Genomic DNA, 20,627 nt, shown 5'->3' on the forward strand with positions numbered 1-20,627 from the left:
TCAGCCTCCTATATAATACATCTCGATGCGCTCTTGCGGGTCATGCGCCCCTCCCGCCCGTGACGCAGGCGCCCCGTCATGGCGTTGTTCACTATAGCGATCTGCGCGGGCCTGCCAGATAGCGCGCAGCACTGCCTCGAGGTCTTCATCCGAGTTCTGGGCCAGGGCCGGGCGCAGATCTGTGCCCTGGCTGGCGAAGAGGCATGTGAAGATCTGCCCCTCCGATGAAAGGCGCGCACGCGAGCAATCGCCACAGAACGGGGCGGTGACAGAGGAAATGAACCCGATCTCACCGCCGCCATCCACGAACCGATAGCGCCGCGCCACCTCACCTCGATAGAGCGGGGCCAGTGCCTCGACAGGCCAGGTCTCAGCGATGCGCGACAGGAGCTCGGCTGAGGGCACCACCTCTCCTTGCGACCAGTGATTGCGGGTGCCAACATCCATGTATTCGATAAAGCGCAAGGTGACCCCGCTATGGCGGAAGCGCGCCGCCAGAGGCAGGATTTCGCTTTCATTCACCCCGCGCTGGATGACGGTATTGATCTTGATCCCGCCGGAGAAGCCGCGTTCCGCCGCCTGGTCGATGGCGGCCAGAACGGTCTCAACCTGAGCACGCCCGCCGCTCATGCGACTGAAAATTGCGGGATCGAGGGCATCGAGACTGATCGTGAGCCGGGTCAGACCAGCCTCGTGCAGCGCGTCGAGATGGCGGTCGAGGAGAACCGCATTGGTCGTGAGCGCCACATCATCAATACCCTCGAGCGCCACGAGGCGGGCAACCAGATCGGGCAGCCCCGGTCTCAGGAGCGGCTCCCCTCCGGTCAGACGCAATTTGCTGACACCCAGCCCCGCCGAGACACGCGCTATGCGGGTGATCGCCTCGAAATCGAGTCGTGCTGCGGGGTCGAGAAAGGCGAAATCGTCATGGAACACCGATTGCGGCATGCAATAGGGGCAGCGAAAATTGCATCGGTCCATGACCGAAATGCGCAGATCATGCCAGGGGCGCGCAAGACGATCACGCGGCGCCGCTCGGGTCGTCTCACCACGCATGAAAAACCAGGCCGGTCCCTGCGGACAAGGGCGTATCGCCCGGCGGCAAGGTCACAAGACCATCGGTCGCGCCGAGCCGATTGAAATCGCCGGAAGTCGTCATGGGGCATGGATAGGCAAGCGTCCGGCCTTGATCGTCATGACCGAGACGCACAGGGACGAAGCGCGTCATGGTGGCGATGGGGGTGAGCGGCGCAGCGAGCATAACGTGGCGGGGCGGCAGATTCAGGCCCTGGGCATGCAACAGCGCCGGCACGACATGACGGCTGCAGCAGGCCAGAGCGGAAACAGGATTACCCGGAAGGGCGAAGACCGGCTGGCCGGATTTACCGATGCCGAACCAGAACGGCTTGCCCGGGCGCTGGGCCACCTTATGGAAAATCCGTTGCACGCCCAAGGCTGCAAGCACCTTGGGAACGAAATCGAAATCGCCCATGGAGACACCCCCGCTGAGCACCACGGCATCATGGGTATCGAGCGCTTCGTCGAGTTTGAGCGTCAGGATCGCCAGATCATCGGGCAGTGTCAGCAGGGTCTGTCGGGTGAGACCCCGGCGGGCGAGCGAGGCTGCGATGGCGTAGTCGTTCGAGCGTCTGATCTGCCAGGGAGCGACGGGCGCGTCGGGCGCTACCAGTTCATCCCCGGTTGAAATGACCGCGATAGAAGGAATTGCCGAAACCAGAGGCTGGCTGATCCCGTTCGCGGCCAGAACCGCCATCTCGGGCGGAGACAATATCAGGCCGCTTTCGAGTAACGCCGCACCCGCAGCGCAATCGGCTCCCATGGGGTGGATGTGCTGCCCACGTTTTGGAGAGACACCCTTCTGCAGGATGAGCGTATCTCCTTCCCGACGGTAATCCTCACGCGGGATAACGGTATCAGCCCCACGGGGCAGGACCGCCCCTGTCATCACGGCCAGTGCCGCCTCATGGCCTGGGTCAAGGGTCAGAGGAGGGTGCCCGGCCGCCTGGGTACCGCTCAGAACCCAGGCTGTCTGTCTGTCACGCCAGGCGACGGCGATCCCATCAAGTATCACGCGGTCATAGGGAGGGAGGGCGCGCTCGGCATGAACTGCCTGGCGCAGGACACGCCCGTACGCGGCTTCCAGCGGGACAGCCTCAACCGGAAACGGCGTCATGGCCTGCCGGATGAGTCGTTCGGCCATAGTTAGGGGCAGGAGATCACTCATGGGCGTTCCATATGGGCATTCCGGCAGGGCACGCCAATGCGCCCGACCAGCATCCTGCGTGAGAGAAAGGTGATGCCCGACGATCCGCCGGGCATCAAGTGCATCAAGAAAAGAGGGGCAGCGCATCGATGTCCTGCGGGAAGGGCCCTGTGCGTGGGCCGAAATGGTGGTGAGAAACGCTGCCATGCCGATTTACGGTGTGCCGGGCAGGGTGTGCCACATGAGAGCTTCTGTGCTGCGCGTCGGTCTGTGTCTTTCCCGTAACAGAAAACGCACTTCATCAAATGGCAAGTTTTGCAGGTGCAACCTATTCTCATCACAGCGCCTTGATCTGCGGAACGAAGGGTGAGGGGCGTGTGACAGTTCCGCGAAAGGCCAGACATTCTCTGCAACGGATGATTGATGGCTTCTGGAAGCTATGCTAGTTCGTGACCGAACCGAACGGTCATTTTCAGATCAGGCGATGAGATTTCGGGGTAACGGACCCAAAAACTGAGTTGCTTCGGACAAAGCGGGGCAACGCCGAGAGGATGCACATGGCGCAGGGCGACGAGCAGGATAATCGCGCATCGCAGGGTGATGACGGTAAGAGCGACAATCAGAACAACAAGAAGAACGGGGGCAAGAAACGCAGCCCGCTTCTGCGTGTGATCCTGATTCTCGTGGTCATCGTCGTGGCGATCGCCTGGCTTGGATACTGGTTGCTGACACGCAACCAGATCGAAACGGATGACGCATACACGACAGGGCGCAAGGTCTCGATCGCCCCGCATGTGAACGGCTATGTCACGCAGCTTCTGGTCAATGACAACCAGTTCGTCCATGCCGGACAGTTGCTGGTCAAGATCGATGATCGCGACTACATCGCCTCGCTGCACAAGGCCGAGGCCAGCATCGCGCAGGCCCAGGCCAATTTCTCGGCTGCCCAGCAGATGCTTCAGGTGGCGCAACAGAACTATCCCGGTCGTCTGATCGCGGCAAAGGGTGCGCTGACCTCCGCCCAGGCCCAGCTTTTCAAGGCCGAAACGGATTATCGCCGCCAGCACAGCGTGTCGCGTGCAGCGACCACCCAGCAGGATATCGATTACTCGAAGGCAGCACTCGACCAGGCCCGCGCCGAAGTCATGCGCGCCGAGGGTGAATTCCAGCAGGCTACCCCGGTCAAGCCGAATATCGAAAACCAGCGCGATACGATGGCGCAGCAGAAAGCGGCTCTGAAGGCCGCCGAGGCCGATCTGGTGCAGGCCCAGCTCAATTATGGCTGGACTGAAGTGCGCGCGCCGCATGATGGCTGGATTTCGCAGCGTAATGTCGAGCAGGGTGATTTCGTCCAGACGGGTCAGAAGCTGTTTTCGATCGTCGAGCCTGAAGTCTGGGTCGTGGCCAATTACAAGGAGACGCAGATCACCAAGATGCGTCCCGGGCAGAAGGTCGAGATCGACGTCGACGCCTATCCCGGTCTGACTCTGCATGGCCATGTGGACTCGATCCAGCTTGGGGCAGGCTCGGCCTTCAGTGCCTTTCCGCCCGAGAACGCGACGGGCAACTTCGTGAAGATCGTCCAGCGCGTACCGGTCAAGATCCTGATCGATAGCGGGCTCGATCCCAACGTGCCGCTGCCTCTGGGTGTTTCTGTCGTCCCGACGGTGACTGTCCAATGAGCGACGCGTCCAGCGAAAACAACCATGCCGACTGGAAGCCCAAAGCCAACCCCTGGTTGATTGCAGTGGTTGTGACGCTGGGCGCCTTCATGGAGGTGCTCGACACCACCATCATCAACGTGGCGCTCCCACATATTTCGGGCGCGCTCGGCAGTTCCTATGACGATGCCACCTGGGCGCTGACCTCCTATCTGGTTGCAAACGGGATCGTGCTGACCATTTCCGCATGGTTCGGCAAGCTTCTGGGGCGCAAGCGTTACTTCCTGATCTGCATCGCCATGTTCACGGTCTCGTCCTTCCTGTGTGGATTGTCGACGAGCCTGCCTATGCTGATCATCTTCCGCCTGATGCAGGGCTTTTTCGGGGGCGGTCTGCAGCCGAATCAGCAATCCATCATTCTCGACACCTTCCCGCCGGAAAAGCGCGGCGCGGCTTTTGGTCTGACCGCCATCGCCACCATCGTGGCCCCCATTCTCGGACCGCTGCTCGGGGGCTATCTGGTCGATAACTATTCCTGGCGCTGGATTTTCTATGTCAATGTGCCGTTCGGCATTCTCACCCTGGTTGGTGTTTCGGCCCTTGTCGAGGATCCGCCATGGGAAAAGCAGAAGCGTGAGAAAGTAGACGTCATCGGGATCTGCCTGATCTCTCTCGGTCTGGGTTGTCTCGAAGTCATGGCCGATCGTGGCGAAGACGATGACTGGTTCGGGTCGAATTTCATCATCACCATGGCGGCGCTCGGTGTGGCCGGTGTGGTGGGCGCCGTCATCTGGCTGCTGCGCGCCAAGAACCCGCTTCTGAATCTGGCCATCTTCAAGGATCGCAATTTCGCGGTCGGGACGTTCCTGATGGCCATGGTCGGCGGGCTGCTCTATGCCTCCGCCATCATCGTGCCCCAGTTCGCCCAGCAGGTCCTGGGCTATACCGCCACGATCTCGGGTGAGGTTCTGGCACCTGGCGGCGCGGTCATCATCTGTCTGATCCCTATAGTCGGGAAGTTGATGGGCTTCATTCAGGTGCGCAACCTGATTGCCTTCGGCTTCTTCCTGATGGGGCTGGCGATGTTCTATTCGGCTCAACTCGTCCCCACCACAAGCTATGCCCATCTGGTCGAATACCGAATCTTCCAGACCTCGGCCCTGGCTTTTCTCTTCGTGCCGATCTCGACGATCGCCTACTCGACCCTGCCCAAGGAACTGAACTCCGATGCGTCGGCCATGTTCAGCATGTCCCGCAACTATGTAGGGTCGCTGGCAATCTCTCTGGCCACGGCGGCAATCACTGAAACGAAGCAGGTGCGTCAGAGCCTGATGGCCCACTGGTCATCAGACTACAACGCCAATGGACAGGACTACCTGAATACGGTGCAGAAAGTCGCCACCGATGCAGGCATGACCTCATCGGCAGCGCATCAATATGCCATCCACAGTTACTATCAGAGCTTCATGCAGCAGGTTTCCATGGTCGCCTACAACCAGACATTCATGGTGATCGGCATCATGGCGTTCTTCGTTGTTCCCTTCTGCTTCCTGCTCTCCCCTGTGGCCAAGAAAGGCCCGGCCGGAGGTGCCCATTGATGACCCCCTTCATGATTTTCCGGAGCTTCGCCTTGAAGACAGGCCGTTCCCCGCGCGCGCTCATGCTGTGCGGTGCTTCCCTCGCCATGGCCATCTCGCTTGGGGGCTGCGTGGGGCCCAAATACCAGAAGCCCGATCTTTGGTCGCCCAGCCAGTATGACATGCATGCTCACGCAGGTCAGGCAGGCAGTCGTACAACACCCGACGCCCCCGATCCAAACTGGTGGAAGATCTTCAACGATCCGACCCTGACCTCGCTCGAAACGCGCCTGGCTACACAAAATCTGAGCATTCAGCGTGCCACGGCCCAGCTTGCCCAGAGCCGTGCCCAGCTGCTGATGGCGGGTGCCGAGCGTTTTCCGGGGCTGTCAGCCAGCGGCTCCTATACGCGCTCGCAATACAGCACCAAGTCGCTGCAGCGCATCCTGTCCGGTGTCGCAAAGGATAACGCTACGGCACTTGGCCAGCAGAACGCCAATTTGCTCGATCAGAGCGTCGGTAGTGCCACGATCCCAGTGCTGAACCAGTGGAAATATTCCATCGACGCCCAATACGAGATCGATCTGTGGGGGCGTGTTGCACGGCAGTATGAGGCGGCAAAAGCCGATCTGCAGGCGAGCGACGAGCAACGCCGTGGCGTGCTGATCGCGCAGCAGGCCGACATGGCGAATGATTACCTCACCCTGCGTGGCTTGCAGGAGCAACTGCGTATCACGCGGGCGAACCGGGACACGCAGGTCCGGACGCTTTCCCTGGCAAAGGAGCGTCAAAAGACCGGTCTGGTGACCGAGCTCGACGTAACCAGTGCAGAGAGCCAGCTTGACTCGACCACGGCCCAGATCGCCCAGCTGGAGCAGCGCGTTGACCAGCAGATCAATGCGATCAGCCTGCTTCTGGGCTCACCGCCAGGAACGCTCAATGACGAGCTGACCCGTACGGCAGGCATTCCGGTCGTGCCGCCGCGTGTGCCGGTGGGGGTGCCGTCCGAGCTGGCACAGCGCCGCCCGGATATTCGTCAGGCTGAAGCGCAGCTTCACGCCGCTGTGGCGAATGTGGCTGAGGCAGAGGCCGAGTTCTATCCCAAGGTCACGCTCAACGCTGATTTCGGACTGCAATCGCTCTCCTTCCGCGATCTCGGGTTCTGGAATGCGCGCGCCTGGAATATCGGGCCGTCCATCTCATTGCCGATCTTCCAGGGCGGACGGTTGCGCGGGCAGCTGATGCTCAACCGCTATGCCCAGAAAGCAGCGGCCATCACCTATCGTGAGACGGTGCTCGAGGCCTGGCGCGACGTCGATAATGCGCTCATCGCCTATCGTGACGAGCAGCATCGCCGTGACGGGTTGCAGGCCGCCGTGGAGGCGGGTCAGCGCGCGCTCAGCCTGTCTCAGGACCAGTATCGCAGCGGTCTGACGAATTACCTCAATGTCCTGTCAGCCCAGCGTGACCTGCTGTCGGCGCAGCTGCAGCTGGCGGATAGCACGACCACCATAGCAAGCAATCTGGCCCGACTTTACAACGCATTGGGTGGAGGCTGGGAAACGCAATTCCCGCAAGACAAGCCTGAAGACGCCACCATTCGCCAGCTGGGGGGAGATAGTCCCCGTCACGGCTGATCACGTTATTGTTTGAGATCGCGAAAATAATTCGACGATCTATTGGTGTCGGATAAGCTTTTCCATCTTGCTCATTGAGAAAGATGGAGGAGCATCATGTCGATAACCACTGACCAGCTTCAGAATGTCATCGGGCAAGCCTCCGGATCTCAACCCTGCAAGCTGGTCATTTTCGGGGCAGGGGGCGATCTGACGCGCCGCCTGCTTCTACCCTCTCTTTACGATCTCGCCGTGGCCGATGCCCTGCCGGCCGATTTCCAGGTCATTGCCGTCGACCGACCCGAGCAGACCGGAACCGAATGGGCTGCGCGGCTTTTCGGCTTGGCCGAACAGGACGCCAGGGATCCCTCCGCCGAGTTCTCCTGCCCCCATCTCGACCGTGATGTGTGGGACAAGGTGACAGCGCGGGCGCTCTATCTGCCCGGTGATTTTACCCGACCCGATATCTTTGCTGCACTGGCCACGACCCTTGGGAACAGCAATGTCATTTTCTACATGGCGGTGGCCTCGCGCTTCTTCGCGCAGATCGCCTCCGGCCTGGGTCAGGCTGGCCTGCTCAAGGAGGATGGATGCTTTCGCCGCATCGTGGTCGAAAAGCCTTTCGGTCATGACCTGACGTCGGCACGGGAGCTCGACGGGCAGTTGCGGGCCCAGGCGCAGGAAAGCCAGATCTACCGGATCGATCATTTTCTGGGCAAGGAAGCCAATCAGGGCATCATGATCGCGCGTTTCTCGAACGTGCTGTTCGAGCCGATCTGGCGCCGCGAATATATCGATCATGTCCAGATCACAGCGTCGGAGACGATCGGTGTCGAGCAGCGCGGAGCGTTTTACGAGCGGACGGGCGCGTTGCGCGATATGGTGCCCAATCATCTTTTCGTCTTGCTCAGCCTGATTGCCATGGAGCCGCCAGCCTCCCTCGCAGCCGAGGCTGTCAGGCAGGAAAAGACGCGGCTCCTGCAGGCTATCAGACCGATCACGCCCGATGATTACGTTTCAGGGCAGTATGCGGATGGCGTTCTCAACGGAACCAAGGTGCCGGGTTATCGCAATGAGCCTGGCGTGGCATCTGACAGCGAGACCGAAACCTACGCCTCGATGCGGCTGTTCATAGATAACTGGCGCTGGGGCGGCGTGCCTTTTTATCTGCGCACAGGCAAGCGGCTCTCGGGGCGTCGAACAGAGATCAGTATTGTCTTCAAAAAGCCACCTTACGCTCTCTTCAATCAGGACATGAACGATCCGCGCATCGGCAATGTCATCCGGTTCCTGCTGGATCCCGTAAGGGGGGTATCGATCAATTTCGATGCCAAGCAGCCCGGACTTGAGGAGGCGATAGCCCCCGTGCGCAGCACGTTCCTTTATGATGATTTCTTCAAAAAGGAGCCGAATGTGGGCTACGAGGCGCTGCTGCACGACTGCATGGCAGGGAACCAGATGCTGTTCCAGAGTGCCGAGACCATCGAGGCCTCCTGGGCTGCGATCGATCAGATCGTCGATCCTGCCAAGTCTCCATGCCTCTATCCTGCAGGGTCACAGGGACCGGACGAGGCAGATGCCCTGCTTGCACGCGATGGTCGCCGCTGGCTTCCTGTCACCTGAATGAATTCGGCATGTTGTCGCATGGGGGCGATGTCCCCGCGACAATGCTGCTTATCCTCCCCCTTATCAGCCTGATGAAAAGGGCTGGGTCGAAAGAACTGATGATGAGTATGGCGATCGAGAATCATGCCGTGATCGGCGATCTGAGAACGACGGCGCTGGTGGCGCTCAACGGATCGATCGACTTCATGTGCTGGCCCCGTTTCGACTCCCCGAGCGTGTTTGCCTCCCTGCTGGAGCCGAATGCCGGGTTCTTCGAACTGGCGCCCGTGCTGGAAGGGGGGCGTTTTCGCCAGTTCTACGTGCCGGACACCAATGTTCTGCTCACACGGGTCCTCTCGCCGGAAGGGGTGAGCGAGATCTCCGATTTCATGACGCTTGCCCCCGATTACCCCGAACAGCGTGTGATCCGCCGGGTGAAGGCCGTACGGGGTACACTGAAGTTCCGACTGCATTGCGCGCCGCGTTTCGATTACGCCCGTGTGGGGCACCGGACGCGCGCGCTCAATGACAAGGTGATCCTGTTCGAGCCGCTGCGGTCCGACCTGCCGACGCTGCGTATCAGCTCGACAATTCCCATGCGGATCATCGAGCAGGATGCCTGTGCGGAATTCGTGCTCGAGCTCAACGAAACCGCCATCTTCATGCTCGACAGCGTCACCACCGACGAGAATCTGTGCCTGGAAGATCACTGGACCTCAAACGCCTTCAAGGCCACGGCCAATTACTGGACCGACTGGGTGGCGCGTGCGGAATATCATGGGCGCTGGCATGATCACATCACGCGTTCCACCCTCGCGCTCAAGCTGCTGACGTCTGCAGAATATGGCTCGATGGTGGCGGCAGCGACCTTCGGCCTGCCAGAAGACCCCGGCGGGGTGCGCAACTGGGACTATCGTTACTGCTGGATCCGTGATTCCTCGTTCATGGTCTACGCCTTCATGAAGACCGGTCACACCGAAGAGGCGACCGCTTTCATCCGATGGCTCCATCAACGGCGTCTCGAGGCGCAGCCCGGTGAGGCCCGCCTGAAGGTCATGTACGCCATTGATGGCAAGGCCTTCGTGCCCGAAACCGATCTGACCCATTTCCGCGGTTTCAGGGAGTCCCGTCCGGTGCGTATCGGCAATGGGGCCGAGGACCAGCTTCAGCTCGATATCATCGGCGAGATGATGGACGCGGTCTATCATGCCGATCGTCACTGCGAGCGCATCAGCTGGAAGGCCTGGGAGTCGATCGCCGAGGGGATCGACTGGCTGTGCGTGAACTGGAACCAGCCCGATGAAAGCATCTGGGAGGTGAGGGGCGGGAAGAAGCACTTCCTGTTCTCGCGCATCATGTGCTGGGTCGCTCTGGATCGCGCCATTCGTCTCTCGGAAGAACGGGGTTTGCCAGCGCGCATTGCAGTCTGGGTGCGTGAACGCAATGCCATCTACATGGATGTCCAAAATAATTTCTGGAGCGACGAGCTTCAGTATTACGTCCAGTACAAGGGCGGTACTGCAATCGATGCGTCCTGCCTCCTCATGCCGCTGATGGGCTTTATTGGCGATCACGACTCCCGCTGGAAGGCCACGCTCAAGGCAGTGGGTGATCAGCTGCTCGATGACAGCCATGTCTTTCGTTATCACGTGGCCGAGGGCGATAACGAGGACGGGCTGGAGGGCCGTGAGGGCACGTTCACCATGTGCTCTTTCTGGTACATCGAGTGCCTGGCGCGGTCGGGCGACCTGCTCATGGCGCGCTTCCTGTTCGACAAGACCCTCTCCTACGCCAATCACGTCGGCCTGTTTTCCGAGGAGATCGGGCCTGCGGGCGAGCATCTGGGCAATTTCCCCCAGGCTTTCACCCATCTGGCGCTGATCAGGGCTGGTCAGTATCTGGACCAGGCCCTGTCCGGCGAAAAAGCGCGAAGTTGAGAATAAATATCAACAAGTTTCTGGACGAATTTCGTCCAGAAAAGGAGCAAGTTGATAACTGATATCAACAAAAAGAGGACTGTTTAAATACTAATAATCACGGGTTCGTGTGCTCCCCTTCAGGTGATAGGCAGGGACTTGATGTGATGCTAGGCAATGGCGCAGAAAAAAACCTCACGACCACTGGCAACTTGCATGCGGATAGGCGTTTCACGCCCTGAGCACACGCAGGCCTGTGGTCCCGTCGGGAATAGGTGGTTGCGCCAGTGTCTCAGTTTCTCGCAGATCATGCTCTAGCGATCTACGTGGCCTTTACGGTCATTTTCCTTTGCATCGTGGTGGCGCTGTCAGCTGCTCTTGGCCCTCGTCGTGTCGGTGCGGCACGCGGTCGCTCGATGAGCCTCCCTTATGAATCAGGTATTCTCTCCACCGGTTCGGCGCGCATTCGCCTGCCGGTGCAGTATTATCTGCTGGCCGTCTTCTTCGTCATTTTCGACGTCGAGGGCGTGTTCATCTATTCATGGGCCTCCGTGGTGGTCGAGGCCGGCTGGGCCGCCTTCATCTCGGTCGTGACCTTCGTCGTCTTTCTGACGCTTGCTCTGGTCTATCTCTGGCGCAGCGGCGCCCTCGAATGGGGCCCCAAGCACCGCCGCATGCCGGTCAAGGTGCCGCCCAATTCCCCCGTCGAACTTGTCAAAATCCCCGAGCGCGAGGTCGTATAACGATGACTTGGACTCTTACCTCCGCCGTCGGCGAGCCCCGTCTGCAATCCCCTGAAGAACTTCTGGCGCACGAGGACGTGCGCCGTAATCTTGTTGTGGGCAAGCTTCAGGATTTCATTTCCTGGGGGCAGAAGAATTCGGTCTGGCCGTTCAATTTCGGCCTGTCCTGTTGCTATGTGGAAATGGCGACGGCCTTCACCAGCCGCTACGACATCGCGCGCTTCGGCTCAGAAGTGTTGCGCGCTACCCCTCGCGAGGCCGATCTGATCGTGATCGCCGGTACCGTGTTCCGCAAGATGGCCCCTATCGTGAAGTATCTGTACGACCAGATGCTTGAGCCGCGCTGGGTCATTTCCATGGGCTCCTGCGCCAATTCGGGCGGTATGTACGACATCTACAGTGTCGTGCAGGGCGTCGATAGCTTCCTCCCCGTCGACGTATACGTGCCGGGCTGTCCGCCGCGCCCCGACGCTTTGCTCGAGGGGTTGATGCTGCTCCAGGATTCGATCGGCAAGCAGCGTCGCCCGCTCAGCTGGATGGTGGGCGATCAGGGCGTCACCAAGGTGACCCCTGCCAGCATGCGCGACCTCAAGCGTGAAGAGCGCATGGCGGTCACCAAGCTGCGTACGCCCGACACGATCTGAGGAGCCTGCAGCAATGAGCGAAGTTTTCGACAACAGCCGCGCAGCAGGCACGGTCACGGGCAGCATGGGGGCTTCGGTCGCTGCCTTCCCGCCGCACATGATCATGATGGAAGAGGCTACGCGCGACGGCGTGCCCACTTTCTGGGTCTCGCGTGGCCAGATCCGCGCCGTGCTTCAGGCCGTCAAGGCCGGCGGCGCGCTGCGCATGCTGCTCGACCTGACCTGTGTGGATGAGCGTCAGCGTATCCATCGTGACGGCCTTCCAGCATCCGACTTCACGGTCATCTACCACATTCAGTCCTTCGACGGGCCGATCGATGAAGTGCGCTTCAAGGTGCCTCTCGCCGTCGATGACGCCAATATCGCCTCCATCACTGATATCTGGCCGAATTCGAACTGGCTGGAGCGCGAAGCCTGGGATCTGTTCGGTGTCGTGTTCGAGGGGCACCCGCATCTCTCGCGCATTCTGACACCGCCGACCTGGGTCGGTCATCCCCTGCGCAAGGACCATTACGCCCGCGCAACCGAGCGCCCGCCTTACACGCTCTCCGAAGACCAGGTTTTCGACGAGCAGGAAGCGCTGAAATTCGACCCCGAATCCTGGGGCATGAAGCGTCACTCCGACAATAGCGACTTCATGTTCCTCAATCTCGGCCCGAACCATCCTTCGGTCCATGGCGTGTTTCGCGTCGTGCTGCAGCTCGAGGGTGAGTTCATTGTCGATGCGGTGCCCGATATCGGCTTCCATCATCGCGGCGCCGAGAAAATGGCCGAGCGCCAGACCTGGCACAGCTACATCCCCTATACCGATCGTATCGACTATGTCGGTGGGGTGATGAACAACTTCCCCTATGTGATGGGTGTCGAAAAGCTGGCTGGCATCACCGTGCCGCCGCGTGCGCAGCTCATCCGCATCATGCTGGCCGAGTTCTTCCGTATCTCCAGCCATCTCGTGTTCTACGGAACGATGGTGCAGGATCTGGGCCAGCTCTCGCCGGTCTTCTACATCTTTACCGACCGTGAGCGCGTTTTCGAAATCATTGAAAAGATCTGCGGCTTCCGCATGCATCCGGCCTTCTTCCGCATCGGCGGCGTGGCGATGGATCTGCCGCAGGGCTGGGATGGCGAGGTTCGCGCCTTCCTCGATTATCTGCCCAAGCGTCTGGACGAGTACAACGAACTCGTCATGAAAAACCCGATCTTCAAGGCCCGTACCAAGGGCGTTGGCGTCTATAATACCGAAGAGGCGGTGGATTGGGGCGTGACGGGGCCGGGGCTTCGCGCCACGGGTCTGGAATGGGATTATCGTCGCAAGGCGCCCTATTCGGGCTACGACCAGATCGATTTCGATATTCCGACAGCTGTCAACGGCGATTGCTATGACCGCGCAGCGGTGCATATCGAAGAGATCCGCCAGAGCCTGCGCATCATTCGCTACTGCCTCGATAACATGCCGGGCGGGGCCTACAAGGCCGAGCATCCGCTGGCCATGCCGCCGCCGAAGCCGCGCACGATGCATGACATCGAGACGCTCATCCATCACTTCGTGGGCGTCAGCTGGGGGCCGGTCATTCCGCAGGGCGAAGTGCGCTCCTGCATCGAGGCGACCAAGGGCCTGAACCAGTATTACCTTGTGAGCGATGGCGGCACGATGTCCTACCGGACGCGTATCCGCACACCGTCGTTCATTCATCTGCAACAGCTTCCGATGCTGTCACGCGGCACCATGATTGCCGATCTGATCGCCATTATCGGAAGCATCGATTTTGTGATGGCCGATGTCGACCGCTGAACTCACGGCGCAGGACGCCGAACTCCCTCAGGATCTCGTCGATACGTTCATCGACATGGCCGCCCACGAGCATCACCCTCGTGGCGCCGCCATCGAGGCGCTGCGCCTCGTGCAGGAGCGTTTCGGCTGGATCAACGATGCGCATCTCGCCCATACGGCACGCATCCTGGGCATGTCCCAGGCCGATCTGGATGGGATTGCCACCTATTTCAACCTGCTGTTCCGCAAACCGGTCGGCAAGAACGTGGTCATGCTCTGTGACTCCGTTTCCTGCTACATCATGGGTGCCGAGCAGACACGCGAGCGGCTGTGCAAGAAGCTGGGCGTGAAAATGGGCGAGACGACACCGGACGGTGAATTCACCGTTCTGCCCATCGTCTGCCTCGGTCATTGCGACCATGCGCCGGCCATGCTGGTCGGCAAGGACCTGTTCGGTCCTGTCCGTCCGGAAGATATCGACGGCATCATCGACGACATTCGGGCGAGGAAGAAGTGATGACTGGTCTCAACCCCGAAAAGCAACCGCTTCTGGCGCTCGTCAATCGCGAGACACCGCTTGATCCGGCTGGCTACGACAAGAAGGGTGGCTGGCGCGGTCTGCGCCGCGCCCTGGGCATGAGCCCTGCGGAGATCATCACCGAGGTGACGGACTCCAAGCTGCGCGGACGCGGCGGCGCCGGGTTCAGCACCGGCATGAAATGGAGCTTCGTTCCCAAGGAATCCTCCAAGGACCGCCTCAAATACATCGTCGCCAATGGCGACGAGATGGAGCCGGGCACCTTCAAGGATCGTATCCTGGTCGAGGGCAACCCGCTTCAGCTCATCGAAGGCATGATCATCTCGGCCTATGCCATCCAGGCACGGCACGGCATCATCTTCCTGCGCGGTGAATATCATCTCGGTCTGGAGCGTCTTCAGCAGGCGGTCATCCAGGCGCGTGAGGCCGGTTTCCTTGGCGAGAACATTCTCGGCTCGGGCTTCGATTTCGATCTTCACGTCCATCCCTCCGCAGGGCGCTATATCTGCGGTGAGGAAACGGCTCTGATCACGGCGCTGGAAGGCCGTCGCGCCAACCCGCGCGCCAAGCCGCCTTTCCCCCAGATCGGTGGTCTTTGGGGCGCGCCGACGGTCGTGAACAATATCGAGACCTTCAGCAACATCCCGCATATCCTGGCCAATGGCACGGAGTGGTATCTGGGACTGAGCGCCTGCGCCGATGGTGGCACGAAGCTCTACGGTGTCAGCGGTCGCGCCAAGCGTCCGGGTGTGTTCGAGTTGCCGCTGGGCACGTCGCTGGGCGTGATCCTGAACGAGTGTGCGGGCGGCATGCAGGATGGCTACAAGCTGCGCGCCTTCCTCCCCGGTGGTGCCTCGACAGCGTTCCTCGGGGCCGAACACGCTGACATCATCATGGACTATCCGACGCCGGAAAAGGCGGGCAGCCGCCTCGGCACGGGTCTGGCCATCCTGCTCGATGACAAGACCAGCCCGATCGGGATGATCCGCAATCTCGAGCATTTCTTTGCGCAGGAATCCTGTGGCTGGTGCACGCCCTGTCGTGACGGGCTGCCCTGGGTTGAGCGTCTTCTGATTGCCATTGAGGAAGGGCGCGGCACGCCGGAGGATATCGATCGCCTCCATGACGCAGCCCGCCTGATCGGCCCGATGGGGCGCACTTTCTGCGCCCATGCGCCGGGTGCGATTGCACCTCTGGCCAGCGGTCTGAAGATGTTCGCCGAGGATTTCCAGCGAATGGTTAGCAAGCCCGCCTCCGGCACCGCAGAGAGCGGCGCCGCAGGGCAGGCGGCGTAGGAGGAACGGCCCGATGGCAAAAATCGTAATCGACGGCCGCGAGGTTGAAGCACGTTCAGACGTGAACCTTCTGCAGGCCTGTCTCGAGGCAGGGGAAGACCTGCCCTATTTCTGCTGGCACCCGGAACTCGGGTCTGTCGGTGCGTGCCGTCAGTGCGCCGTCAAGCAATATGCCAATGCCGACGACACACGCGGTCGTATCGTCATGGCCTGCATGACGCCGGTGACTGAAGGCGCGATCATCTCGGTTGAAGACCCTGAAGCCAAGGAATTCCGTGGCGAGGTGGTCGAGTGGCTCATGACCAACCACCCGCATGACTGCCCGGTCTGTGAAGAAGGTGGTGAATGCCATCTTCAGGACATGACCGTCATGACCGGTCATCGCGAGCGTCGCTACCGTTTCGACAAGCGCACCCACAACAACCAGGAACTCGGTCCTTTCGTGAAGCACGAAATGAACCGCTGCATCGCCTGCTATCGTTGCGTGCGCTTCTATCGTGACTACGCGGGCGGCCAGGATCTGGGCGTGTTTGCCTCGCATAACAACGTCTATTTCGGACGCCATGAGAGCGGCACGCTGGAGAGCCCCTTCTCAGGCAACCTCATCGAGGTCTGCCCGACCGGCGTGTTCACCGACAAGCCGTTCTCGAAGATGTACAGCCGCAAATGGGACATGCGCGGCGCGCCGTCCGTCTGCTCCAACTGCGCAACGGGCTGCAACACCATCATCAATGAGCGCGCCGGCAAGGTTCGCCGTACGCTCAACCGCTATAATGATGAGGTGAACCGCTACTTCCTGTGCGATCGCGGTCGCTTCGGTCATGGCTGGGTCAATGCCCCGACGCGCCTGCGTTCGGCTGGTTATGTGATCAATGGCGACATGACGCCGGTACCGGCCCAGGCTGCTCTGGATCATTTCGGCAAGATCGCGGCTTCGGGCAAGCTGGTGGGCATCGGCTCGCCGCGCGCCTCGCTGGAATCCAACTACGCCCTGCGCAAGCTCGTCGGTGCCGAGAACTTCTCGACAGGCATGGCCGAGCCGCAGCACAGCCTGGTCAAGCTGGCCGTGTCGCTTTTGGCCGCTGGTCCGGCACGCATCGCCACCATGCATGAGATGGAAACCGCTGACGGCGCCCTGATCCTGGGTGAGGATGTCTCGGCAACCTCGCCACGCATGAGCCTGGCACTGCGCCAGATCAAGCGCACCGCCTTCAACAAGGCGGCCGATCAGGCCCGTGTCCCTCACTGGATGGACGCCTCCGTACGGACGCTGGGTCAGGACACGATCTCGCCGCTCTTCGTCGTGTCCCCCACCGTGACCGATCTGGACGGTTTCGCGCAGGACGCGATCCGCGCCATGCCGGAAGATGCCGCGCGTCTCGGGTTCGCCATCGCGCATCGTATCGACGCGTCGGCTCCCGATGTGGCTGGACTGACCGAGGCCGAGGCGGCTTCCGCTTCGCTCATCGCTGATGCTCTGCTGGCTGCTGAAAAGCCGCTTCTGGTTTCGGGCCTGCAATACGCCTCCGCTGCCCTGCTTCAGGCAACGGCGAACATCGCCTCTGCCCTGGCCGCCAAGGGAAAGACGCCGCTCATCAGCTTCGTCCTGCCGGAAGCCAACTCGATGGGCCTCGCGCTGATGGACGGGCTCTCGCTCGACACGATCGCGGCCCGCGCCGCCAATGCCACGCTGATCGTTCTCGAAAACGATCTGAGCCGCCGCCTCGATGGCGCGCAGTTCGAGGCGCTGGTTGAAAGTGCCGCCAATCTGGTGGTGCTCGATCACTCGGTTACGCCGACGGCTATCCGCTCTCAGGTCACCTTCCCCTCGGCAGCCTATTCCGAGACGGATGGCACGCTGGTCAGTGCAGAAGGCCGCGCCCAGCGCTTCTTCCAGGTGGTCTATCCTGACGCGCCGCTTCAGGCGGGCTGGCGCTGGATTGCCGATATGGCGCAGGCCGCTGGCCTCAGCCATGTGCAGCCCTGGGGCAAGCTGGATGATCTGATTGCTGAAATCGCGACGACGATGCCGGCTTTCGCCCGCATCCCCGAGGCGGCACCGGGTTCGGATTACGAGCTGGAAGGCACGCCGCTCCGCAGCCAGACGCATCGCGTCAGCGGACGCACGGCTATTCGCGCCAATATCAGCGTGCGCGACATTCCGCCGCCGAGCTCGCCCGACACACCGCTGCATTCCACGATGGAAGGCTCCTACAGCACCGACATGCCCGGCACGCTCGTGCCGTTCTACCAGGTGCCCGGCTGGAACTCCGAGCAGTCGCTGAACCGCTTCCAGCAGGAAATCGGCGGCAAGATGCGCGGTGGTGATTGCGGCGTGCGTCTGGTGGAAGGGGGGACCAATGCGGCTGGCTCCTATGCCATGGACGTACCGTCGGCTTTTGCCCCCCGCACCGGTCAGTTCATGCTTCTGCCCGAAGCCCGCGTATTCGGCACGGATGAGATGAGCATGATGGCCCAGCCGATTGCCGAGCGCGCTGCCCCTGCGGTGGTCCGTATCGGTGGTGCCATGGCCAAGGGCGCACAGGTTCGTCTGTCGCTGAATGGCGAGGTCTTCACGGTCGATGCCGTATCCGATCCGGCCCTTCCCGAAGGTGTCGCCACCTGCCCGCCGCATATGGTGTCCCGCTCCTGGTCGGCTCCGGGCTGGGTCTCGCTTGAAATCACGGCGCCTGCCGAGCGTATTGGAACGGAGAGCGCGGTATGATGCCCATCGTGTGGCCAATTCTTGTGATCGTCGTGACCGTCTTCGGCGTTCTCGGCGTCGCAGCGGTCTCGACCATGCTGGAGCGTCGCCTGCTTGGCGTGTTCCAGGATCGCCCCGGCCCGAACCGCGTCGGCCCGTTCGGCCTGTTCCAGGTCATCGCCGATGCCATGAAGATGCTGTTCAAGCAGGACTGGATTCCGCCTTTTGCGGACAAGCCGGTCTTCCTTGTCGCGCCGATCATCGGCTTCCTCGCCGTTCTGCTCTGCTTTGGCGTCGTGCCCATCACGCCCATCTGGGGTGTAGCGGGTGAGCTGAATGTCGGCCTGCTCTTCATCTTCGGCATGCTGGGGCTTGGCGTGTATTCGGTGGTTCTCGCCGGATGGTCGTCCAATAACAAATACGCCCTGCTCGGTGGCATGCGTGCCGCCGCGCAGATGATCTCCTATGAAGTGTTCATGGGCCTGTCCGTCATGGGCGTGGTCATGGCGGCAGGTTCTTTCAGCATCCGTGATATCGTCGAAGCGCAGACCCATTGCTGGTTTATCATCCCGCAATGCCTCGGTGCCGTGATCTTCCTGCTGGCCGGTATTGCCGAGACGCATCGTCTGCCTTTCGATTTCCCTGAAGGTGAAAACGAGATCGGCGCAGGCTTCCATACCGAGTATTCGGGGATGAAATTCGGCATGTTCTACCTTGCCGAATATGCCGGTGTCGCGCTCAGCTCGGCCCTGATCACCACGCTTTACCTCGGTGGTTGGCATGGTCCGTTCCTGCCGCCCTTCCTGTGGTTCGCGATCAAGGTCTTCCTGCTGATCTGCTTCTACATCCTGCTTCGTGCAGCGCTGCCGCGTCCCCGTTACGACCAGTTGATGTCGTTCGGCTGGAAGGTTCTGCTGCCGCTGTCTCTTCTTAACATTCTGGTCACCGGCGCGGTCATTCTGCTGCGCGCGGGCGTCTGAGAGGGGGCGCGCCATGCTCGGTATTCTCCGCACTATATGGATGACGTTCCTGCACATGTTTCATCGCAATGAAACGGTGCAGTATCCGGACGTCAAACCCTACCTGTCCCCCCGCTATCGCGGCCGTATCGTCCTCACCCGCGACCCCAGCGGCGAAGAACGCTGCGTGGCCTGCAATCTTTGCGCCGCAGCCTGTCCGGTGGATTGCATCAGCTTGCAGAAGGGCGAGAAGGAAGGACGCTGGTATCCGGAATTCTTCCAGATCAATTTCTCACGCTGCATTTTCTGCGGTTTCTGTGAGGAAGCCTGCCCGACCTACGCCATTCAGCTCACGCCCGATTTCGAGATGAGCGAATATGTGCGCCAGAACCTGGTTTACGAGAAGGAAGACCTCCTGATCAGCGGACCCGGCAAGGTACATGATTACAGCTTCTATAATGTGTCGGGTCTCAAGATCCCGGGCAAGAACAAAGGTGAAGCCGAAAATGAAGCCAAGCCCATCGACATTCATGCGCTGATGCCCTGATCATGAATATCATGCTTGAACTCTATGGGCTGATCGCCATCGGCGCGACCGCGTTGGCGATCACCCGCACCATTCCCGTGCACGGCCTGCTTTATCTTGTCGTGTCGCTTCTGGCCCTGGCCTGCATGTTTGAAGAGCTGGGCGCGCCTTTTGCCGCCATGCTCGAGATCATCGTTTATGCCGGCGCGATCATGGTCCTGTTCGTGTTCGTGGTCATGATGATCAATCTTGGCCAGCCCGACCAGCTTCGTGAAAAAGGCTGGTTCGCCGGGGGCGCCTGGGTCGGACCGGGTGTGATTTCGATCCTGTTGATGGGTCTTCTGGTTTATGGCGTGAGCCACAACACCATGGCAGTGGGTACCGTGGGCGCGCCGATCGGCCCCAAGGCTGTCGGCCTGACGCTTTACGGCCCCTATATCCTGACCGTCGAGCTCTCCTCGTTCCTGCTTCTGGCGGGGCTCGTGAGCGCCTATCACATCGGCCGCCGGATCGGAGGGAAATCCTGATATGACTGCTGCCGATCCCAATGGCGCGCTCATCGTCGCCGTCATTCTCTTTTCACTCGGAGCGTTGGGCGTCCTCGTGCGCCGCAACCTGCTCTTCATGCTGATGTCGACCGAGATCATGCTCAATGCCGCCTGCCTCGCATTCATTGCGGCGGGTAATCGCTGGCATATGGCAGATGGTCAGGTCATGTTCATCATGGTGGTTGCCTTTGCCGCTGCGGAATCCGCGGTAGGCCTGGCCATCATCCTGCGCATGCATGCAGCCGGACGCTCCACGCTTGATGCCGATACCGGCAATCGTCTGGGGGGTTAGTCACGTGG

General features: G+C 60.8%; 17 protein-coding genes. 15 read left to right on the forward strand and 2 right to left on the reverse strand.

Features of this window, described 5'->3' with window-relative positions; genetic code table 11:
* Both moaA and C0V97_RS06245 read right to left on the reverse strand, forming a co-directional pair.
* The gene (moaA, locus tag C0V97_RS06240; protein ID WP_127101775.1) at nucleotides 1-1,056 is read right to left on the reverse strand and encodes a GTP 3',8-cyclase MoaA; all 1,056 of its coding nucleotides are present in this window, start codon (nucleotides 1,054-1,056) and stop codon (nucleotides 1-3) included.
* Nucleotides 1,046-2,245 (reverse strand): molybdopterin molybdotransferase MoeA, encoded by a 1,200-nt coding sequence (locus C0V97_RS06245; RefSeq protein WP_127101776.1) that lies wholly within the window; start codon nucleotides 2,243-2,245, stop codon nucleotides 1,046-1,048. The genes moaA and C0V97_RS06245 overlap by 11 nt, the downstream gene beginning before the upstream one ends.
* A 536-nt stretch (nucleotides 2,246-2,781) precedes the next feature.
* Between C0V97_RS06245 and C0V97_RS06250 the strand changes: the two genes are divergently transcribed.
* From C0V97_RS06250 to nuoK, 15 genes are all read left to right on the forward strand, one after another.
* Nucleotides 2,782-3,906, forward strand: a complete 1,125-nt coding sequence (locus tag C0V97_RS06250) for an HlyD family secretion protein (RefSeq protein WP_127101777.1) — start codon at nucleotides 2,782-2,784, stop codon at nucleotides 3,904-3,906.
* Nucleotides 3,903-5,483 carry a DHA2 family efflux MFS transporter permease subunit gene (locus C0V97_RS06255; protein WP_127101778.1) on the forward strand — a complete coding sequence of 527 codons (1,581 nt, stop codon included), beginning with the start codon at nucleotides 3,903-3,905 and terminating at the stop codon, nucleotides 5,481-5,483. Before C0V97_RS06250 ends, C0V97_RS06255 begins: the two co-directional genes overlap by 4 nt.
* A gap of 62 nt (nucleotides 5,484-5,545) precedes the next feature.
* Nucleotides 5,546-7,099 (forward strand): efflux transporter outer membrane subunit, encoded by a 1,554-nt coding sequence (locus C0V97_RS06260; protein WP_233582021.1) that lies wholly within the window; start codon nucleotides 5,546-5,548, stop codon nucleotides 7,097-7,099.
* Nucleotides 7,100-7,195: 96 nt separating this feature from the next.
* Nucleotides 7,196-8,701 carry a glucose-6-phosphate dehydrogenase gene (gene zwf, locus C0V97_RS06265; protein WP_127101779.1) on the forward strand — a complete coding sequence of 502 codons (1,506 nt, stop codon included), beginning with the start codon at nucleotides 7,196-7,198 and terminating at the stop codon, nucleotides 8,699-8,701.
* A gap of 110 nt (nucleotides 8,702-8,811) precedes the next feature.
* Nucleotides 8,812-10,620, forward strand: coding sequence for a glycoside hydrolase family 15 protein (locus tag C0V97_RS06270; protein ID WP_199751678.1), 1,809 nt, complete (start codon nucleotides 8,812-8,814; stop codon nucleotides 10,618-10,620).
* Between the two features lie 266 nt (nucleotides 10,621-10,886).
* Complete coding sequence (locus C0V97_RS06275; protein WP_127101781.1) at nucleotides 10,887-11,342, forward strand: NADH-quinone oxidoreductase subunit A; 456 nt, start codon at nucleotides 10,887-10,889, stop codon at nucleotides 11,340-11,342.
* 2 nt (nucleotides 11,343-11,344) lie between these two features.
* The gene (locus C0V97_RS06280; RefSeq protein WP_023979422.1) at nucleotides 11,345-11,986 is read left to right on the forward strand and encodes an NADH-quinone oxidoreductase subunit B; all 642 of its coding nucleotides are present in this window, start codon (nucleotides 11,345-11,347) and stop codon (nucleotides 11,984-11,986) included.
* Between the two features lie 64 nt (nucleotides 11,987-12,050).
* A complete protein-coding gene (gene nuoC, locus C0V97_RS06285; protein ID WP_127101892.1) occupies nucleotides 12,051-13,778 on the forward strand; it encodes an NADH-quinone oxidoreductase subunit C/D in 1,728 nt (575 codons plus the stop codon).
* Nucleotides 13,765-14,274 (forward strand): NADH-quinone oxidoreductase subunit NuoE, encoded by a 510-nt coding sequence (nuoE, locus tag C0V97_RS06290; protein ID WP_127101782.1) that lies wholly within the window; start codon nucleotides 13,765-13,767, stop codon nucleotides 14,272-14,274. Before nuoC ends, nuoE begins: the two co-directional genes overlap by 14 nt.
* Nucleotides 14,274-15,590 carry an NADH-quinone oxidoreductase subunit NuoF gene (gene nuoF / locus C0V97_RS06295; protein ID WP_127101783.1) on the forward strand — a complete coding sequence of 439 codons (1,317 nt, stop codon included), beginning with the start codon at nucleotides 14,274-14,276 and terminating at the stop codon, nucleotides 15,588-15,590. The genes nuoE and nuoF overlap by 1 nt, the downstream gene beginning before the upstream one ends.
* Nucleotides 15,591-15,603: 13 nt before the next feature.
* Entirely contained in the window at nucleotides 15,604-18,315 is a 2,712-nt protein-coding gene (gene nuoG / locus C0V97_RS06300; RefSeq protein WP_127101784.1) for an NADH-quinone oxidoreductase subunit NuoG, read from the forward strand.
* Nucleotides 18,312-19,274 (forward strand): NADH-quinone oxidoreductase subunit NuoH, encoded by a 963-nt coding sequence (gene nuoH / locus C0V97_RS06305; protein ID WP_127101785.1) that lies wholly within the window; start codon nucleotides 18,312-18,314, stop codon nucleotides 19,272-19,274. The genes nuoG and nuoH overlap by 4 nt, the downstream gene beginning before the upstream one ends.
* A 13-nt stretch (nucleotides 19,275-19,287) precedes the next feature.
* On the forward strand, nucleotides 19,288-19,800 hold the full coding sequence (gene nuoI, locus C0V97_RS06310; protein WP_023979429.1) for an NADH-quinone oxidoreductase subunit NuoI: 513 nt from the start codon (nucleotides 19,288-19,290) through the stop codon (nucleotides 19,798-19,800).
* A 2-nt stretch (nucleotides 19,801-19,802) separates the two neighbouring features.
* The gene (gene nuoJ, locus C0V97_RS06315; protein ID WP_127101786.1) at nucleotides 19,803-20,306 is read left to right on the forward strand and encodes an NADH-quinone oxidoreductase subunit J; all 504 of its coding nucleotides are present in this window, start codon (nucleotides 19,803-19,805) and stop codon (nucleotides 20,304-20,306) included.
* 1 nt (nucleotide 20,307) lies between these two features.
* A complete protein-coding gene (nuoK, locus tag C0V97_RS06320; RefSeq protein WP_023979431.1) occupies nucleotides 20,308-20,619 on the forward strand; it encodes an NADH-quinone oxidoreductase subunit NuoK in 312 nt (103 codons plus the stop codon).
* Nucleotides 20,620-20,627: the final 8 nt, after the last annotated feature.

The organism is Asaia sp. W19 (assembly GCF_003994335.1).
Classification (GTDB): domain Bacteria; phylum Pseudomonadota; class Alphaproteobacteria; order Acetobacterales; family Acetobacteraceae; genus Asaia.

Coding starts and splice junctions, on each gene's coding strand:
- moaA (WP_127101775.1), bottom strand. CDS start 1,056: ATGCGTGGTGAGACGACCCGAGCGGCGCCGCGTGATCGTCTTGCGCGC.
- nuoE (WP_127101782.1), top strand. CDS start 13,765: ATGTCGACCGCTGAACTCACGGCGCAGGACGCCGAACTCCCTCAGGAT.
- nuoI (WP_023979429.1), top strand. CDS start 19,288: ATGCTCGGTATTCTCCGCACTATATGGATGACGTTCCTGCACATGTTT.
- nuoK (WP_023979431.1), top strand. CDS start 20,308: ATGACTGCTGCCGATCCCAATGGCGCGCTCATCGTCGCCGTCATTCTC.
- nuoH (WP_127101785.1), top strand. CDS start 18,312: ATGATGCCCATCGTGTGGCCAATTCTTGTGATCGTCGTGACCGTCTTC.
- C0V97_RS06260 (WP_233582021.1), top strand. CDS start 5,546: ATGCTGTGCGGTGCTTCCCTCGCCATGGCCATCTCGCTTGGGGGCTGC.
- C0V97_RS06280 (WP_023979422.1), top strand. CDS start 11,345: ATGACTTGGACTCTTACCTCCGCCGTCGGCGAGCCCCGTCTGCAATCC.
- C0V97_RS06270 (WP_199751678.1), top strand. CDS start 8,812: ATGGCGATCGAGAATCATGCCGTGATCGGCGATCTGAGAACGACGGCG.
- C0V97_RS06250 (WP_127101777.1), top strand. CDS start 2,782: ATGGCGCAGGGCGACGAGCAGGATAATCGCGCATCGCAGGGTGATGAC.
- nuoC (WP_127101892.1), top strand. CDS start 12,051: ATGGGGGCTTCGGTCGCTGCCTTCCCGCCGCACATGATCATGATGGAA.
- zwf (WP_127101779.1), top strand. CDS start 7,196: ATGTCGATAACCACTGACCAGCTTCAGAATGTCATCGGGCAAGCCTCC.
- nuoJ (WP_127101786.1), top strand. CDS start 19,803: ATGAATATCATGCTTGAACTCTATGGGCTGATCGCCATCGGCGCGACC.
- nuoG (WP_127101784.1), top strand. CDS start 15,604: ATGGCAAAAATCGTAATCGACGGCCGCGAGGTTGAAGCACGTTCAGAC.
- C0V97_RS06255 (WP_127101778.1), top strand. CDS start 3,903: ATGAGCGACGCGTCCAGCGAAAACAACCATGCCGACTGGAAGCCCAAA.
- C0V97_RS06245 (WP_127101776.1), bottom strand. CDS start 2,245: ATGAGTGATCTCCTGCCCCTAACTATGGCCGAACGACTCATCCGGCAG.
- nuoF (WP_127101783.1), top strand. CDS start 14,274: ATGACTGGTCTCAACCCCGAAAAGCAACCGCTTCTGGCGCTCGTCAAT.